This is a genomic window from Variovorax sp. dw_954 (assembly GCF_018449755.1).
In the GTDB taxonomy this organism is placed as follows: Bacteria; Pseudomonadota; Gammaproteobacteria; order Burkholderiales; family Burkholderiaceae_C; genus Variovorax.
This window is the reverse complement of sequence record NZ_JAAVVD010000015.1, coordinates 74,394-91,464: the sequence shown is the minus strand read 5'-3', so window position 1 is coordinate 91,464 and position 17,071 is coordinate 74,394. Positions and strand designations below refer to the sequence as shown.

At 66.4% G+C, this 17,071-nt stretch carries 11 protein-coding genes; 8 read left to right on the top strand and 3 right to left on the bottom strand.

Translation table 11 applies throughout. The features are described 5' to 3' along the window. Positions 1-4 precede the first annotated feature (4 nt). On the bottom strand, positions 5-1,366 hold the full coding sequence (locus HB681_RS22285; protein WP_213957050.1) for an NUDIX domain-containing protein: 1,362 nt from the start codon (positions 1,364-1,366) through the stop codon (positions 5-7). 194 nt (positions 1,367-1,560) lie between these two features. Between HB681_RS22285 and HB681_RS22280 the strand changes: the two genes are divergently transcribed. Next, positions 1,561-3,915 (top strand): fatty acid cis/trans isomerase, encoded by a 2,355-nt coding sequence (locus tag HB681_RS22280; protein WP_345944725.1) that lies wholly within the window; start codon positions 1,561-1,563, stop codon positions 3,913-3,915. Positions 3,916-3,919: 4 nt separating this feature from the next. On the opposite strand, the gene HB681_RS22275 is transcribed toward HB681_RS22280, so the two are convergent. Beyond that, complete coding sequence (locus tag HB681_RS22275; RefSeq protein ID WP_256353967.1) at positions 3,920-6,637, bottom strand: glucosidase; 2,718 nt, start codon at positions 6,635-6,637, stop codon at positions 3,920-3,922. A 183-nt stretch (positions 6,638-6,820) separates the two neighbouring features. Between HB681_RS22275 and HB681_RS22270 the strand changes: the two genes are divergently transcribed. The 4 genes from HB681_RS22270 (at position 6,821) to HB681_RS22255 (ending at position 10,202) form a co-directional block, all read left to right on the top strand. Continuing rightward, complete coding sequence (locus HB681_RS22270) at positions 6,821-7,771, top strand: DUF1254 domain-containing protein (protein WP_213957047.1); 951 nt, start codon at positions 6,821-6,823, stop codon at positions 7,769-7,771. Positions 7,772-7,788: 17 nt separating this feature from the next. Continuing rightward, positions 7,789-8,892: a porin gene (locus HB681_RS22265; RefSeq protein WP_213957046.1), complete on the top strand. Its 1,104-nt coding sequence runs from the start codon at positions 7,789-7,791 to the stop codon at positions 8,890-8,892. A 65-nt stretch (positions 8,893-8,957) separates the two neighbouring features. Continuing rightward, complete coding sequence (locus HB681_RS22260) at positions 8,958-9,191, top strand: hypothetical protein (protein WP_213957045.1); 234 nt, start codon at positions 8,958-8,960, stop codon at positions 9,189-9,191. 276 nt (positions 9,192-9,467) lie between these two features. Continuing rightward, complete coding sequence (locus HB681_RS22255) at positions 9,468-10,202, top strand: response regulator (RefSeq protein WP_345944724.1); 735 nt, start codon at positions 9,468-9,470, stop codon at positions 10,200-10,202. A gap of 29 nt (positions 10,203-10,231) precedes the next feature. Here the strand turns inward: HB681_RS22255 and HB681_RS22250 are convergent, their stop codons facing one another. Beyond that, entirely contained in the window at positions 10,232-11,035 is an 804-nt protein-coding gene (locus tag HB681_RS22250) for a hypothetical protein (protein ID WP_213957043.1), read from the bottom strand. Between the two features lie 123 nt (positions 11,036-11,158). Here HB681_RS22250 and HB681_RS22245 point away from each other — a divergent pair, with 123 nt between their 5' ends. From HB681_RS22245 to tagF, 3 genes are all read left to right on the top strand, one after another. After that, a complete protein-coding gene (locus HB681_RS22245; protein ID WP_213957042.1) occupies positions 11,159-12,001 on the top strand; it encodes a M15 family metallopeptidase in 843 nt (280 codons plus the stop codon). 222 nt (positions 12,002-12,223) lie between these two features. Further along, positions 12,224-16,078 (top strand): type VI secretion system membrane subunit TssM, encoded by a 3,855-nt coding sequence (gene tssM / locus HB681_RS22240; RefSeq protein WP_213957041.1) that lies wholly within the window; start codon positions 12,224-12,226, stop codon positions 16,076-16,078. Continuing rightward, positions 16,075-17,070 carry a type VI secretion system-associated protein TagF gene (gene tagF / locus HB681_RS22235; RefSeq protein ID WP_213957040.1) on the top strand — a complete coding sequence of 332 codons (996 nt, stop codon included), beginning with the start codon at positions 16,075-16,077 and terminating at the stop codon, positions 17,068-17,070. The genes tssM and tagF overlap by 4 nt, the downstream gene beginning before the upstream one ends. Position 17,071: the final 1 nt, after the last annotated feature.

Sequence of the window (17,071 nt, the reverse complement as noted above, 5' to 3'; positions counted from 1 at the left end):
ACGCTCAGCGCGCGCGCCTGCGCATGAAGCCCTGGGCCGGCACGATCCAGTCGACGGAATCGCGCATGTGCGCAGGCACCGTGGCGCCGCTGCCGGTGAAGAGCAGTCGCTCTTCGACAAGCAGGAAAGCGAGCGCGTCGGCGTCCTCGGCGTCGACCACCGCACGGATCGTCGTGCCGCCCACCTTCAGCACTTCGTCCGTTGAAGCTTGCAGCGGGCGGGCCTCGGGCCATGCCGCCCGCAGGCCTTCGACTGTCGCCGCATCCAGGCTCCCGCGCGGTCCTGTCGAAAGAATCCAGCGGACCGGCCCGGGTGCTGCACTACGCAGCGCGGCGAAGTGCGCGGATCCCGCGGGCATCGGGTCGATCAGTGCGCAGTCGCCACCCGCCTCGCCGATGAAGTAGCTGTTCAGGCCAGGTGCCGTCGGCGTGCCATCCGCGCTGTCCGTCACGCGCCAGACCTGGGGCGAGAGCCGCATCGCAAGGCCCGCCTCCAGCGCGTAGCGCCCGGTGCATTGGCCGTCTGGATCGACGTGGCCCAATTCCTCGTATGCCGGCTCCTCGATGTTCACTGCCCGCTGGCCTTGCGGGCCTTGTGCGAGTCGCGGCATGTTGAGGGGTATCTGCTGCAGCGAACGCGCATGGGCCAGACAATCCCCGGCACTGCCGAATGCGTCCAGTTGCTGCAGGATGCGACGCGTCACGTTCATCAGCTTGAGACCACGCGCCGGGGCCAGCGCATCGGCTGGCCGCAGCCACATGTGCTCGACGGTTTCGAGACCGTCCTCGCTGACCACCTGCGCTGGCGGCATCAGTGCCGCGAAGAAGCGGGTGTCGAATCGGCGCGGCATGCCGGGCGGCGTGAGCCAATGGGCGAAATAGGCCAGGCGATCGACGGCCAGGCGCCAGCCCCTTTGGTCGCACAGCGCCAGCAGCGCATCCGTGCCTTGCGCCGCGGCATGGCGCATGGCGTCGAGCTCCTGCGCGGGGAGCGCCGCCAGATCGATCGACTTGCCGCTGGCATCGCTCGCGAAGAGCACGCCGGCCTCTTCGAAGCACTCGCGGACGGCGGCGGCGTAGTAGTCGAGCCCGCCCGCGCTCACCGAAAGACGTGCGCTCGCCGTCGTGTCGTCCAGGCCGGTGCAGTGGCCATGCAGGCTGCGGTCGTGCGCGTCGAGCATGCCGCCCGGAAACACGCTGGCGCCGCTGTTCTGGTCGTTGGCTTTTTCAGCGCGGCGCAGGAGCAGGACCTCGAGACCGTCGCGGCCGTCGCGCAGCACGAGGAGCGTGGCTGCGGCGCGTATCGGGCGCGGCGTCGATGGGGTTTGGGGAGCTGGCGAGTTGATGGCGGAGGTTGGGGCTTGCATGAAGTGCCATTGTCGATGCCATCCCGGGCCCGATCCAAGCGGCCCCTGTCGCCGCGGGGCCAACCATGGCCTGTCCCGCGACTTGCATGGACCCGGCATTTTTGGCAACCCTCCTACAAGCAAGCCAGGTTGGCGCCGCTTCAAATCACCTGGGTGAGAATTGCCGCGAGCAACATTTCGTCAGGAGCAACCTCGTGCCGAGCAAACGGATCCTGTGGCTGATCGTCATCCTGTTGGTCGCTGGCTGCGCGGTCGTTGCCGGGTCCGGCTTCGACAAGCTGTTCGGCCCCGCCGACCCGACGCGCTTCGACACGCCGCCTGCCGGGCCCGCATCGGCCTCCTACGCGCAGGTGATCCAGCCCATCCTCGACCGTCGCTGCGTCGTGTGCCATGCCTGCAACGACGCGCCGTGCCAGTTCAAGGCCACGAGTTGGGACGGGCTTGCCCGCGGCGCCAGCAAGACGCCGGTGTATGACGCCACGCGATTGCGCGCCGCGCAGCCCTCGCGCATGTATGTCGATGCCGACAAGACTTCGGAATGGCGTGCGCTCGATTTCTTCGCCGTGTTGAACGAGCACGCGGTCCAGACGCCGGAAGCCAACCGGACAGCCGGGCTCATGCACCGCCTGCTGGCGCTGAAGCAGGCTCACCCAGGGCCCACCGAAGGCGTCGTTGGCGGCGGGCTGGATTTCTCGCTGGAGCGTGCCGCATCGTGCCCGGCCGGCGAGGAAATCGACCGTTACGAGCGCAACACGCCGATGGCCGGGATGCCCTTCGGCCTGCCCGCCCTCAGCACGACCGAGAACGACACGCTGACGCGCTGGCTGGCGGAGGGCGCACCCGCGGTCGCGCCATCCGCACCGACCGCGCTGGCCATGCAACGCGTCGCGCAGTGGGAGCAGTTCCTCAACGGCGATTCGCTCAAGGCGCAGCTGTTCAGCCGCTACGCCTACGAGCACCTGTTCCTCGCGCACCTGTACTTCGACGACGACCCGCAGCGGCAGTTCTTCAAGCTGGTGCGCTCGGCCACGCCGCCGGGCCAGCCGGTGCGTGTCATCGCGAGCCGGCGGCCTGTCGACAGCCCCGGCGTGGACCGCGTCTACTACCGCATGGTCCCCGAGCGCGAGACCATCGTCGCCAAGACGCACATGCCGTATGTGCTGTCGGCGCAGCGCATGGCCCGTTGGCGCGAGATGTTCCTCGATCCGCCTTATGCCGTGACAAGCCTGCCTGGCTACAGCGCGCAGGATGCAGCCAACCCGTTCTCGACCTTCGCGGCGCTGCCGGTGAATGCGCGCTACCGCTTCATGCTCGAGGAGGCGGAGTTCACCATCATGGGCTTCATCAAAGGCCCGGTCTGCCGTGGCCAGATGGCGCTCGACGTGATCCGCGACCGCTTCTGGGTGGTGTTCCTTGCGCCGGATGAACGCTTCGACAAACCGCTGTCCGCAGCACTGGCGCGCGATGCCAACCTGCTGCGACTGCCCACGGGCAGCAGCAACACGGACCTGCTGGTGCCGTGGGTGCAGTACGCCCGCCTGGAAAACAAATACCTCGAGTCCCGGTCCAAACTCCTGACCGGCGTGTTCGAGAAACGGGTGAAGCTTGGCCTCAACCTGGTCTGGGATGGCGACGGCCGCAACGACAACGCGGCGCTCACGATCTTCCGCCACTACGACAGCGCGAGCGTCGTCAAGGGCATGGTGGGCGATACGCCGCGCACCGCCTGGGTCATCGGCTATCCGTTGCTGGAGCGCATCCACTACCTGCTGGTGGCCGATTACGACGTCTACGGCAACGTCGGGCACCAGCTCAACTCGCGGATGTACATGGACTTCCTCCGGATGGAGGGCGAGTTCAACTTCATCGCGCTGCTGCCGCGCGCGCAGCGCATCCCCACGCGCGACGCCTGGTACCGCGGCGACAGCCGGAGCACGCGCGAGCAGGTCTACGGCGGCAAGGGCACCACGCTGCGCTCCGAGAGCGATGTGCGCTACAAGACCTCGGATGCAAGGCGCGAGCTGATGGAACAGATGAAGACGCGGCTCGCGCCGGTGCTGGACACACGCCTCGACCTTGCGCTTAACGCGCCCCCCGCTCTGCGTGCGCCGCTGCGCGACCTCGCCGCCATCAGCGGCACGTCCTTGCAGTGGCTGCCCGAAGTGGCGTTGCTCGTCATCGACACGCCCGACGGCGCAACCAGTACCTTCACGCTGCTGCGCGACACCGGGCATGCCAGCGTCTCGCACCTGGTCGGCGAGAAGCGGGAGCTGCGGCCCGAGGAGGACACCCTCACTGTCGTGCCCGGCATCGTCGGCAGCTATCCGAATGCGTTCTACCGCCTTGATGTCGCGCAGATTCCCGCGCTGGCCGATGCGATACGCCAATTGCGCTCGGAGAGGGACTACACCGTCTTCTCGCAACGCTGGGCCGTACGTCGCACCAATCCGGCGTTCTGGGCCGTCAGCGACGACGTGCTCGCGCGCTATCGCAAGACGCAGCCCCTGGAAGCAGGTGTGCTCGACTACAACCGGCTCGAGAATCGCTGACGGCTCAAGGGGGCGGCCGCGTGCGGCCCGTTTGCAGCGCGTCCATCACCTTAGCCTCCGCACCAGTCGAAGTCAGCATGTCGGGGGTCAGCACGGCATTGGTCTGGATGATGCGAGCCACGCATCCGGTCCAGCCCGTCTGGTGGCTGGCGCCCACGCCCGCGCCGGTGTCGCCGTGGAAGTACTCGTGGAACAGCACAAGGTCGCGCCAGTGCGGATCGTCCCTGAACTTGTGCGCGCTGCCGTTCGCCGGCCGCGCGCCGGAGGCGTCGCGCAGGAACAGGCGGGTGATGCGCTCGCCCAGTTCGTGCGCCACTTCCATCAGCGTCATCATCTGGCCGGAGCCGGTCGGGCATTCCACGGTGAAGTCGTCGCCGTAGTACGCATACAGGCGCAGCAGCGCCGTGATGAGCAGGAAGTTGATCGGCATCCACACCGGGCCTCGCCAGTTGGAATTGCCGCCGAACATGCCGGAGTCGGAGTCGCCCGGCACATAGCCCACGCGGTACTGCCCGCCGGCATGCTCGAACACGTAGGGGTGTTCCAGGTGTTGGCGCGACAGCCCGCGAATGCCGTGCGGGCTGAGGAATTCGGACTCGTCGAGCATGCGCGACAAAAGCCGCCGCATCTTCCTCTCGTCGACGATCGCCAGCATGCGGCGCCCTGCCACGCCGGGCCGGTCGGGCAGGTGCATGCTGCCCCGCAGCTCGGGATGGCGCATCAGGTACTCGGCGGCGCGCTTGCGGAAGTTGGGCAGCTTTTCGAGCGTGCCTTCCTCGAAGATCGCGACGGCGGCCAGCGGCAGCAGCCCGACGATCGAGCGCACCTTCAGCCGCTGGGCGTTGCCGTCCGGCAACCGCAGCACGTCATAGAAGAAGCCGTCTTCCTCGTCCCACATCTCGTCGTTGCACTCGCCCACGCGGTCCATCGCGCCGGCGATCGACAGGGTGTGGTGGTAGAACTTCTCGACGAACTCCTCGTACAGCGGCTCATGCACCGCCAGCTCGCCGGCAATGCGCAACATCTGCTGGCTGAAGAACACCATCCACGCGGTGCCGTCGGCCTGGTCGAGGTAGCCGCCGGTGGGCAGCGGCTTGGAGCGGTCGAACACGCCGATGTTGTCGAGCCCGAGGAAGCCGCCCTCGAACACGTTGGCGCCGGTGCGGTCCTTGCGATTGACCCACCAGGTGAAGTTGACCAGCAGTTTCGAGAAGGCGTACTTCAGGAACTCGATGTCGCCGTCGTCGTCTCGATGCTCCTTGTCGACGAGGTAGAGCTGCATCGTCGCCCAGGCGTGTACCGGTGGATTCACGTCGCCGAAGTTCCATTCGTAGGCCGGCAACTGGCCGTTGGGATGCAGGTAATCGTTGCGAAGCATCAGGCCGAGTTGCTGCTTGGCGAACTCGGGGTCGACCATGCCGAGCGGGATCATGTGGAAGGCCAGGTCCCACGCGGCGTACCACGGATACTCCCACTTGTCCGGCATCGAGATGATGTCGTCGTTGAACATGTGGCCCCAGTCGATGTTGCGCACGCCCAGGCGCCGTCGCGCCTGTGGTACGTCAGAGCCCGCGCCGTGCTCGTCGAGCCACAGGCCGACGTCGTAGTAGAAGTACTGCTTGGACCACAGCATGCCGGCCAGCGCCTGCCGCATGACGTTCGCGCGGTCCGGGTCGGCGCGCACGGCGGGCGGCGTGACGACGTCGTAGAACGCATCGGCCTCGGCCAGGCGCTCGGCGAACACGGCATCGAAGTCGGCGAAGGTCGAGGCATCGGGTTTGCGCGTGCTCAGGCGCAGGCGGATCACGCGGGTCTCGCCCGCGGCCAGCGTCATCGCGTGGTGCGCGGCGGCCTTGGTGCCCTGCTGCGCCGGGTTCACCGCGTTGGCGTTGCCATGCACCACGAAGTCGTGGAACGCGTCCTTCACATAGGGCGTTGCGTTCTGCGTGCCGAACAGGCGCGCGTTGTTGGTCTCGTTCCCGGTGAACAGCAACGGAGCGTCCGTATCGCAGCTCAGGTAGTAGTCGGACAGCGACTCCCGAAACAACGGATCGGTGTGATGCGCGTATATCGCCGCGGGGCCGTGCAGGTCGATCTTCTCCACCACGGGCTGGGTGCCGCCGCCAGGGGCCGCCCAGGTGTTGCGGTACCAGAGCGTCGGCAGCACATGCAGCGGCGCGGCATCGGGGCCGCGGTTGACCGCGGTGATGCGCACCAGGACGTCCTCGGGCCCCGCCTTGGCATATTCGACGAAGACGTCGAAGTAGCGGTTGCCGTCGAACACGCCGGTGTCGAGCAACTCGTACTCGGGTTGCAGCCTGCCCCGCTGGCGATTCGTCTGGATCAGGTCGAGGTACGGATAGGCCGCCTGCGGGTACTTGTACAGGTACTTCATGTACGAGTGCGTCGGCGTCGAGTCGATGTAGAAGTAGCACTCCTTCACGTCCTCGCCGTGGTTGCCTTCCTCGTTCGCCAGGCCGAAGGCGCGCTCCTTGAGGATCGGGTCCTGGCCGTTCCATAGCGCGAGCGCGAAGCACAGCACCTGGTGGTCGTCGCTGATGCCGCCGAGGCCGTCCTCTCCCCAGCGGTAGGCGCGGGAGCGGGCGTGGTCGTGGGTGAAGTAGTTCCAGGCGTCGCCGTTGTCGCTGTAGTCCTCGCGCACGGTGCCCCACTGGCGTTCGCTGAGGTACGGTCCCCATTTCTTCCAGTCCGCGCGCTTCATGCGCGCCTCATCGAGCCTGGCTTGTTCTGCATCGTGGGTCAACGCACACCTCCGGTACTTCGGGCGAGGGGTGAAGTGTCGCGCAGCCGTTGCACTTGTGCCGCGGATTGCACCAAGGTGCAGGTGCAGCATCCCCATCAGACGACTGGAAATTTGCGCGGGAAGAAGTAGAACTATGCCACCATGATGATTCGAAGCGAGCGCCCGCCCGACCGCTGCATCGACAACGGAACCTTCAACACGCGCTACGGCGCCCTGACCTTCAACAATGGCCACCCCACCGTCGAATCGGCCGAGCACCTGGCGCAGATGCTGACCTTCAGCCGCGCCGTCGACATCTACCAGCACAACGCCGAAGCGGTCGCCATGTTCCGCTTCAGGCAGGGACTGGCCAACTCGGGCATCCGCCAGACCTGCCAGGTCGTCATCTGGAAGACCCTGCAGGAGGGCGCTGGAGAATCGACGTCCGGCGTCCGCGAAAGAGTGCAGGTGTGCAGTTTCCTGAACCTCCGCAACGGCCCCATCGTGATCGACGTTCCGGCCGGGATCGCGAGCGTGTTCGACGACATGTGGCAGCGCCCGGTGGGTGACGTTGCGCGCATTGGGCGGGCCGTGGCCAAGGGCGGGAAGTACCTGGTGCTGCCGCCTGGCGACGCGGAGTGCGACCGGCCGGGGGACGCGGAAAGCGACTGGCCGGGCTACCTCGTGCTGCGCTCGCCGACCTACGGGGTATGGATGCTGCTGCAACCGGTCGATGGTGATCCGCTGCGGGCCGTCCGTCGCTTCGCCGGGCTGCGCATCTATCCGCTGGCGCAGCAGGCATCGGGGGTGCCGGCCGTGCAGTACCTGAACCGGTCCCATGGCCCCATCGACACGAGCGCGCCCGCCGACTATCGCTACTTCGAGCAACTCGGCCAACTGGTCGAGCAGGAGCCGGCCGGCGCGGTGACGCCGCTCGAACGCTTCCACCTGGCGCAGATCGGCATGCGCTTCGGCCATCGCTTCGCGCCCGACGACACCATGAAGGCGCTCCTCGCGGAAGCTGCACTGGTTGGCGATGCCGCGGCACGCATGACTCGCAACGGATGCTCGTTGGCGGGCCATCGCGGCACGTGGCGGGGCATGCTGGCCTGAGCGCCACGAGCGTGACGATGAAGCGAGCCGTTTTCGGCGTTCTTGTCTCGGGACTGGGCGGTGCCAGCTTGACGGTCTCCGCGCAGACGAGCCAGACGACCGTCGACCGCACCGGAGTGACCCTGTTCGGTGTTGCCGACATAGCGATCGGCTACGGCGAGGGCAGCACATCGCGTCTCATCCAGCTATACAGCGGCGGCAACGCGACGTCGCGCTTCGGAATCCGGGGCGTCCAGGACTTGGGGGGCGGGCTCGCGGCGGGGTTCTGGCTCGAGGCGGGCTACACGCTCGACAACGGGCTGGGCATGGCCGGCAACACCAACAACCAGCCCGGTGGCGCGACGCCGTCTGACGTGATCTCGTTCAATCGTCGCGCCACGGTGAGCCTGATCGACTGGTGGGGTGAGTTGCGCCTGGGCCGCGACAAGACGGCTTCGTACCGCAACAGGGAGGACATGGACCCCTTCGGCAACAACGGCGTCGGCACCACCGAGCCGCAGGTCGAATCGATCGCAGGACCCACGTCGACGCGCGCGTCCAACATGGTGGGCTACTTCCTGCCCCCGGACTTCTACGGTTTCTTCGGCGAAGTCCAGTACTTCCTCGGCGAGAACGTGACCGGCACGGGCCTGCCGCCAACGCACGACGGCACGGGGTATGCGGCCCGGCTCGGTTACAGCGCCGGCAATTTCGCGCTGGCGGTGGCGGGATCGAGAGCCCGCTATGCGTCCACGGCCGACTTCGGGACTGTCCGTGTCTTCAATATCGGCGCCGCCTATGACTTCGAATTCGTCAGGATGACTGTCGGCTACTACCGCGACGAGGTGGACAGCGTGCTGCCCGTTGTCCGCAAGGGCTTCGTGCTGGGCGCCATCGTTCCGGTGGGCCTGAACCAGCTCAAGATGGCGTACTCGAGCTACGGAACGCGCGAGTCCGGCGACCCGGCGGCGCGCAAGCTGTCGCTCGGCTATGTCTACAACCTGTCGAAGCGCACCGCGCTCTACGCCACTGGCGCGTACGTGCACAACAGCGGTGGCTCGACCACCGCGCTCAACGGCGCCAGCACCGCGCCCAACCGGTCTTCTCGGGGCATGGACCTCGGGATGCGCCACAGCTTCTGACACTGCATCGTCGCGGCAGGGCACTGCGGCTAAAGTGGCGCACTTCCTCCAAGCTGACAGCAGTCATGCTGCTCCCGATGTTCGCCACACGCTTCTTCGCCCTCGTCATCGTTTCGGTCGTCGCCGGCTGCGCGTCAGGTCCTGCGCCTCGCGTCACGCGGCTGGGTGATGGCGTCTTCACGTCGCCGACCCTGCGGGAGGCGGAAGCCTACTGCCGCAATTTCGGTGCGCCGATGCGGCTCACCAACCCCAAGGTCAAGCCGGCGCCCGGCGCCGAGGTGAGCTTCCGCTGCGATTGATCGGTCTGCGCGGCTGATTTCTGCGGCGCCCCCCGACACACGTGGCGCCGGCCTGAGAGACGCATTTGCGCCGGAGCGCCGGGTCTCCAAGCGCCGCAGAAAGCCGCTGGACACCTGCTGGGTTCTGGTCGGCAAATATGAAAATATTTGTGAACAGCCTTGTCCGCGGGTTGCCGGTGTGCTCCCATGGCGCCCGCTTTCTTCGGAAGCATCGGCATGCGGAACTAGACCAAAAGTCAGGTTGCCGCGCGTCGACCCGCCAGTTTCAATAGCCGCATGCAACGACATAACAGCCGTCAGGGAGTTGACTGCATGGACGCGCATGGGGCGCGGAAGGTCGAGATGATCGAGAGCGACTTGTTGGATGACAGCGAAGCTGCGCCGCTGATACGTCTCATTGACGATGACGTGAGGTTCAGGCGTGCGCTTCACGGGGTCCTTTGCGCGGCAGGGTACAGGACGGCGCAATACGGTTCCGTCGGCGAGATGTTGCTCGACGGAATCGGAGACGCGCCAGGTTGCCTTGTGCTGGACATCCACATGCCTGGACCGAGCGGGCTGGACCTGCAGGAAATGATTGCCACGCAGCCGGAACCCTTGCCCGTCATCTTCGTGACGGCGCAGGCCACGGTGCATGAAACCTTGCGCGCCATGAAGGCCGGCGCCGCCGATTTCTTCTTCAAGCCGGTCGACAGCGATGCGTTACTGCCGGTCGTGGCCAAGGTGATCGAGGATGACGCCGTGCGCCGCCGCGCGCGACTGCGCCAGACCGCGCTGCAAGCCCGCTATTCCAGGCTCAGCCCGCGCGAACGGCAGGTGCTTGACATGGTGGTGAATGGCGCGCTCAACAAGCAGATCGGCTGGGAACTCGGTGCGGCGGAACGCACCGTCAAGGCCCATCGCGCGCACGTCATGGAAAAGATGGAGGTGCGCTCGCTGGCCGAACTCGTGAAGGCGGTGGGGCAGCTCGAGGCGCCGCTCGCCTTTGCGCCCGTGCGTGGTGGCAATTGAAAGAGAGGTCGGGCAGGAACCCGTGAGGGCTACTGCGGGCCGCCGCCGTTGCGCCGCAACATGGCCGCCAGCAGGTCGGTGTCCGGATCGGTGTACTTCCGGGCGGCGGGTGCGGCGCTGCCTGCCTCGCGCCGCTTGTCGTCGCGTGCCCTCGTGACGATCGTGCTGCCGGGCTTGCCTGGCGCGTGCGCCCTGTCCCGCGTGGCCACCACATTGACGGGCTGGCGAGGCTGCTTCACCGACGCGGTTTTCTGAGTGGGCTTGCTCGCCGCGAGCTTTCGTGGCTTGTCGGATCCGGCTTTCGATGCGCTTGGCGCCTTGACCCTGGCGGCAACCGCCACGGGTGCGGCCGCCTTGTGTTCCCCGATGGGCTTGGCCGCAACGGCCTTGGGCGGGGCCGAGGGCTCTTCGGAGATCTTTGCGACGTTTATTTCCGCAGCGGGCGCTGCTTCGACCTTCGGCGGCGCGAGGGCCGCGACTGTCGGCTTCGGCGCCTCGGCCGCGACGGGCGCGGGCGAACTGGCGGGCGCGGTCGATAGGATGGGCGCCACAACCGGCGCGGGCGCGCTTGCGACCACCGCGGGCGGCGCCGCCGCCGCAACTGTCCTGGGTGCGCCCGACGTGGCCCAGAAGCCGGCCCCGATACCCATCGCGACAATGCAGCAGGCCACCGCGATCATGCCGCCCGAAATGCCCGGCGGCTTGTGGCCGCCGAGGTCGGCCAGCACGCGGGTGGGTTCCGTGGAATTTCGCGGGTCCGAAGGCGAGGAAGGCGCGGAGTCCATGAGGCTGGGCCAACGGCTCGTGGACGCCTTGTTGCTTGAATTGCTCATTTGTTTTCCCCCTGATGAACCAGTACTTTTCAGCACAAGGTGACAGCCGTCGCAGATTAGCAGGTTTTCCAATGATTTCGCCAACCTACAATTCCCGTGTCTTCGCATCGCTCACGGTTTTGCTTGTTCGCATTCGCGCTTTTCTTCTATTTCGTACTGATGGTGGCCGCGGCCGCCATTTTTTTTCTGCCGGCTGCGCGGGCGCGAGCCATGGCCGCGGTGAGCGGCGCGTGGCGGTCCTTCACCAGTAGCTGGCGTCGTGCGCGGCATGGCGCCGCGCAGACCTCCGCCGCATCGGTGCGCGCCGCGGGCCACGCGGGGTCCGGCGCGATGCAGTTCCTGGTCCGGCGCCGACTCATGCTGCTCGGCGCGCTGGTGGTCGTGGCCGTCCCCGTGCTGCTGAGCGTGGTGCTGCGCAGCGGCAAGACGGTGTTCTATGAAGACGCCGCCCGCGACACCGACGAGAAGGTCGAGGCATTGCTTCGAGGCGAGCAACTGGTGCCGCCGCCAGCCTTGCCGCCCGAGGTCTTCGCGACGGCCGAGGTGGAGCAGGTGCGGCCGTTGACCCGGGAAGGCAGCCGCAATTGGGATGTGCTGGACCCCGATTTTCGCGCGCGCCTGCTGCTCGTCTACAAGGTCATGAAGGACAAGCACGGCTACGACCTGGCGCTGCTCGAGGGCTACAGAAGTCCGGAGCGTCAGGCAAAACTTGCTGCTTTGGGCGAGCACGTGACGCGAGCGAAGGCAAATCAAAGTTACCATCAGTATGGTCTGGCAGCAGACAACGCGTTCTATCGAAATGGCAAGCTCGTCATTTCCGAGAAGGATGCGTGGGCGATGGAGGGCTACCGCCTGTATGGCGAAGTGGCCGAGTCGCTCGGGCTTGTCTGGGGCGGCCGGTGGTCGTTCAAGGACTACGGGCACGTGGAATACCGCAGGCCAGGTTTCAAGCTGCCACGGGATTGACATTGTGTGAGTTGCGCGCCGCCAAGAATGCGGTGCGCAGGGCAGCCAAGGGAGTAGATAAAAATGAATCGACCGCACAACGTGCCGGGCGATGGATCCGACGGCGTCTCCGATGCCGCGTCCAGCAATCAATCGACATCATCAAGCCGCCGCGGCATGCGCGCGGATTCCGGCCGAGCGCCCTGCGCCATGACCGCTGCCGCATCGCGGCCCGCCTGAGTCATGAGTCGCTTCTTCAGTTTCCTGCTGGACACGCGCACGCTGTCCGTCACCGGGTTCCTGGCGCTCGCCGGGGTCCTGTTCCTCGGCGTGCAACAACTCGAACTCGCGCTGATGTGGGCCGTGGCCGCGTTCTCCGTGGCCCTGGGCATCTGGCTGGTGGTCTGGCTCATCCGCCGCTGGCGCAGGCGCAAGGCCAACCAGGAGCTCGGCGACATGCTCGAGCACCAGGGCGAGACGGCCCCGGTCACACCCGTCGCCGACCCCGCGCGACGGGCCGAGATCGAGGTGCTGCGCGCCCGCATGATCGAGGCCGTCAAGACCATCAAGACCTCCAAGATCGGCCAGGTCTCGGGCAACGAAGCCCTGTACGAACTGCCCTGGTACATGGTCATCGGCAACCCCGCCGCCGGCAAGAGCACGGCCATCCTCAATTCAGGCCTGCAGTTCCCGTTCGCGGAAAAAGGCAACGCGGTCATCCAGGGCATCGGCGGCACGCGCAACTGCGACTGGTTCTTCACCACCGAAGGCATCGTGCTCGACACGGCCGGGCGCTACTCGGTGCACCAGGAAGACCGCAAGGAATGGTTCGGCTTCCTCGACCTGCTCAAGAAGTACCGGCCCAAGGCGCCGATCAACGGAATCATCGTGACGGCCAGCGTGCCGGAACTCATCGGCAACCGCCCCGACTTCGCGATCGAACTGGCCAAGAGCCTGCGCGAGCGCGTGCAGGAGCTCACCGAGCGGCTGGAGATCTTCGCGCCGGTCTACGTGATGTTCACCAAGGCCGACCTGATCACCGGCTTCGCCGAATTTTTCGGCGACAGCGACAAGGTCGAACGCGACCGCGTCTGGGGTGCGACGCTGCCCTACGAGCATGACGAGAAGCAGGATGCCGTCGCGCTGTTCGACGAGCGCTTTGACGAGCTCTACACCGGCTTGAAGGAAATCAGCGTGGCGCACATCGCCACGCGCCGCAACACCAATCCATCGCCTGAACTGCTGATCTTTCCGCTGGAGTTCGCGGCCACCAAGCCGGCGCTGCGCGCGTTCCTGTCCACGCTGTTCGAAAGCAATCCGTTCCAGTACAAGCCCGTGTTTCGCGGCTTCTACTTCACCAGCGCGTTGCAGGAAGGCACGCTGCGCAGCCTGTCGACCGAGCGCATCGCATCGCGCTTCGGGCTTCGGCTGACCGACCCGTCGAGCAAGGCGAAGGAGGTCTATTCGCAGAACGGATTCTTCCTGCGCGACCTGTTCTCCAAAGTCATCTTCGCCGACAAGAAGACAGTCCGCCAGTTCTCCAGCCCGATGAAGACGCGCCTGCGATACCTGGTCTTCTTCGGCTTCGTCACCGCGCTCGGCCTCATGCTGGGCGGCTGGACCTGGTCCTACCTGGGCAACCGGCAACTGGTCGAGAACGTGCAGGCCGACCTCGACAAGGTCGTGAAGCTGCAGGCTGGCGGACCCGGGCTCAAGGCACGCTTCGAGAGCCTCGGCATCCTGCAGGACCGGATCGAGCAACTCGAGAAATTCCGCAGCGACCGACCGCTGGCGTTGTCACTGGGCCTCTACCAGGGCAACGCGCTGGAGGACAAGCTGCTGGCCGAGTACTACGGCGGCATCAAGCAGCTCATGCTGTCGCCGGTGTCGGACAACCTGCAGGCTTTCCTGAAAGAGGTCAACGCCCACCCGGAGTTGCTGAAGCGCCCCAACGTGCCGCTCGCCGACGGCGCCCCGCCGGCGGTGACGCCCGTCGTGGCCACCCACGCTTCCCCGCGCGCCGATGCCGGCGGCCTGTATGCCGGCTCATCGCCCACCGATGTCCAGGACACGTACAACGCCCTGAAGACCTACCTCATGCTGGCCGACAAGCGGCACGTCGAGACCGCGCACCTGACCGACCAGATCTCCCGCTTCTGGCGTGTGTGGCTCGAGGCCAACCGTGGCGACATGACGCGCCAGCAGGTCATCCGCGATGCCGAGCGCGCGATCAGCTTCTACCTCAGCCGTGTCGGCGACGACAACTGGCCGGTGATCACCGACATCAATCTCACGGCGGTCGAGCAAACGCGCGACGCCCTGCGTCACGTGGTGCGCGGCATGCCGGCGCGCGAGCGCGTCTATGCCGAGATCAAGGCGCGCGCATCGACCCGTTTCGCGCCGATGACCGTGTCGCGCATCATCGGCGGCGCCAGCACAGGGGAGAGCGAGGCGGTCATCGCAGGCAGCACGGCGATCTCGGGCGCCTTCACCCGCGAGGCCTGGCAGCAATACGTCGACCAGGCGATACGTGACGCGGCCAATCGCGAGACGACCAACAAGGACTGGGTGCTGAACGTCGCCAGCAACGACGACCTCACGCTCGAGGGCAGCCCGGAGCAGATCCGCAAGACGCTGGTCAACATGTACAAGCTCGAGTACGCGAAGGAGTGGAGGCGTTTCCTCCAGGGGATCGCCGTGCGCGACCTCGCCAATTTCGACCAGGCCGTCGGCGCGATGAACGTGCTGGGCGACCCGCAGAACTCGCCGATTCGCAAGGTGTTCACCACCGTCTACGACCAGACCTCCTGGGACAACCCGTCGGTGGTCAATGCCGGATTGCAACAGGCCGGCACCGGCGCCATGGCATGGGTCAAGGGCGTGTTCTCGCGCGCCACGCCGTCGCAGTTGAACGTCAACGTCAACATCGATGCGAGCAACCCGGTCGAGATCCCGATGGGGCCCGTGGGCAAGGAGTTCGCGGGCGTCGGCCGCATCGTCGTGGACCGCGACAACACCTCGTTGCTGAAGGGCTATCTGGGCGCGTTGTCGAAGTTGCGGACGCGCTTCAACCAGATCAAGAACCAGGGCGATCCGGGCCCCGGCGCGCGCCAGCTGATGCAGCAGACGCTCGACGGTAATGGCTCCGAACTGGCCGACGCGCTCAAGTACGTCGACGAGCAGATGCTGACCGGCATGGACCCGTCGCAGCGCCAGGCTCTGCGACCCTTGCTGGTGCGCCCGCTGCTGAGCGCGTATTCGGTGACGATCCAGCCGACCGCGGTCGAATTGAACAAGGTCTGGAGTGCGCAGGTCCAGCAGTTGTTCCAGCAATCGCTGGCGACCAAGTACCCGTTTGCGGCGCGCTCCACCATCGAGGCCGCACCGGCTGAAATTGCGCAGGTTTTCGGACCCGAGGGCGCGATCGGCAAGTTCGTTGCGACCGCGATGGGGCCGCTGGTCAATCGGCGTGGAGATCTGCTTTCTGCGCGCACCTGGGGCGACGAAGGCTTGCGCCTGAACCCGGAATTCGTCGGCGGCTTTGCGCAATGGGTCGCACCGCTGGCCGGGGGCGCGGCGTCCGGCGGCGCGGCGGCGGCACAGCCGCAGACCCTGTTCCAGATCCTGCCGCAGCCGGCGTCGAGCCTGACCGAGTACGTGATCGAGATCGATGGCCAGCAACTGCGCTACCGCAACACGCCGCCGCAATGGTCCAACTTCGTCTGGCCCAACGCGCAGGGCACGCCGGGTTCGAAGATCAGCGCCGTGACCTTCGATGGAACGACGGTCGAACTGGTCAACGAGCCGGGCAACTTCGGGCTGGAGAAGCTGTTTGCCACCGCGCAACGCAAGAAACTGCCTGACAACAGTTTCGAGTTGACGTGGAGCAAGGGCACTGCCTCCGTCTCGGTGAAGCTGCGCCTGATCCAGAGCGCGCAGGCTGGCGCCAGCGGCTCCGACTCGCCGCAGGGCAAGGGCTTGCGCGGCATCACGTTGCCCGCGTCGGTAGTCGATGTCCGCCCCGTGGCCTCTGCACCGGGTGCACCAGCACTCGCGCCCGCTCCGGGCGGCGCGGCAACGACAGGAGCAACCCCATGAGCCAGCCGTCGCTCCAGGCCCAGCAGATGTCGTACTTCGGCAAGCTGCCGATGCGCGGCGATTTCGTCAAGGGCATCTACAACCCGCAATTGCTGCGCGTGCTCGACAACTGGCTCTCCCAGGGCATGGAACTCCTGTCCAAGGACCCGCGCTGGAAGCTCATCTACGACGATGCGGCGCCGCTGCATTTCGTGTGCCTTGGCTCGCGCAGCCGCCTGGCCATCGCGGGTCATGTGCGGCCCAGCCATGACGAGTCGTCGCGCCGCTATCCGTTCCTGGTGGCGGTGCCGCTGGACGTCGAAAAGGCCATCGATTTCATGAGCGGCGCGCCAGCCTTGCTGCAACCGTGGTGGGACATGGTGTCGCGGCGTGTGACCGACCTCGAGGCGAGCCGCGATATCGAGGCCGACCTGCGCGGCCTCGAAGCCGTGCCCTTCCATGTCGAGACCATCTTCCAGGGCTCCAGCGCGCATGCGGCCTATCAGGACTTCATTCGCGAGTACAGCCTGCTGCGCATCGAGCAGACGCTCAACTTCGACGGCCACAAGGTGTCGTTGCGGCGCTTGACGCTGGCGCTGGGCCTGCTCCTGCAACCGATCATGGCCAGCACGGTGTCGCATCTCGAGAAGGGGCTGACCCTGCCGCTGCCGCGCGATCCGTTCCTCCAGCCGTTGGTGGCGACCTTCTGGGTCGACATCGTGTCCAGGTTCTTCGCGAGGGCGGACTTCGAACTGGTGCTCTGCGTCTCGGCCGTCGGCGGGCTGCCACGCCTGATCGTCGGGTTCAACGGGCTGTCGCCCCGGACGTTGCAGAGCGTGCTGCACCTGCAGGTCCATGCCGAGCAGAACATCGAGATCGACAACCCGGAATGGGTTGAGGAAAGCATTCACAGCAACTACGCGATGTACAAGCTGGTGAGCTATCTCGAGCAGCCGCAGTTGCCGCTCGAAATCGTGTTGTCCGCGTTTCGCGAAGTCTTCATCGGGGATTGAG

Coding starts and splice junctions, on each gene's coding strand:
- HB681_RS22285 (WP_213957050.1), bottom strand. CDS start 1,366: ATGCAAGCCCCAACCTCCGCCATCAACTCGCCAGCTCCCCAAACCCCA.
- HB681_RS22275 (WP_256353967.1), bottom strand. CDS start 6,637: ATGAAGCGCGCGGACTGGAAGAAATGGGGACCGTACCTCAGCGAACGC.
- HB681_RS22270 (WP_213957047.1), top strand. CDS start 6,821: ATGATGATTCGAAGCGAGCGCCCGCCCGACCGCTGCATCGACAACGGA.
- HB681_RS22265 (WP_213957046.1), top strand. CDS start 7,789: ATGAAGCGAGCCGTTTTCGGCGTTCTTGTCTCGGGACTGGGCGGTGCC.
- HB681_RS22260 (WP_213957045.1), top strand. CDS start 8,958: ATGCTGCTCCCGATGTTCGCCACACGCTTCTTCGCCCTCGTCATCGTT.
- HB681_RS22255 (WP_345944724.1), top strand. CDS start 9,468: ATGCAACGACATAACAGCCGTCAGGGAGTTGACTGCATGGACGCGCAT.
- HB681_RS22250 (WP_213957043.1), bottom strand. CDS start 11,035: ATGAGCAATTCAAGCAACAAGGCGTCCACGAGCCGTTGGCCCAGCCTC.
- tssM (WP_213957041.1), top strand. CDS start 12,224: ATGAGTCGCTTCTTCAGTTTCCTGCTGGACACGCGCACGCTGTCCGTC.
- tagF (WP_213957040.1), top strand. CDS start 16,075: ATGAGCCAGCCGTCGCTCCAGGCCCAGCAGATGTCGTACTTCGGCAAG.